The organism is Parvimonas sp. D2 (assembly GCF_035282635.1).
Classification (GTDB): domain Bacteria; phylum Bacillota; class Clostridia; order Tissierellales; family Peptoniphilaceae; genus Parvimonas.
Genome location: NZ_JAYKBO010000044.1, coordinates 1 through 272, shown reverse-complemented (window position 1 = coordinate 272; position 272 = coordinate 1). Strand labels below are relative to the sequence as shown.

The following is a 272-nucleotide window of genomic DNA, read 5'->3' as shown; positions in this document are numbered from 1 at the left end:
AGACGGTGATGAACTTTGCCTCGGCGCCGATGAAGTAGCCCGAAGTGATGGCGGCCACGCCGCCGCGGTCGCTGATCGACCTGTTCGCCACTTCGGCGCCGTCGGCGCTGGTGGAGATGTTCTTCGCCATCCTCGTCATCTATTTCTTCCTCTCGGGCTGGACGCGCCTGCGCCGCAACGCGATCACCAGTCGGGCGAGCTTCGGCGGCGCGATGGTGACCGCGCGGGTGATCCAAGACGTGGTGGACGATACCTCGGCCTATCTGGGCACG

Annotated in this window: 1 protein-coding gene; it reads left to right on the top strand. The window is 65.4% G+C overall.

Annotation, left to right across the window (positions count from 1 at the left end; translation table 11 throughout):
- Positions 1-47: 47 nt before the first annotated feature.
- A partial coding sequence (locus tag VJI77_RS07515) for a hypothetical protein (protein WP_323988974.1) occupies positions 48-272 on the top strand: 225 nt, incomplete at its 3' end.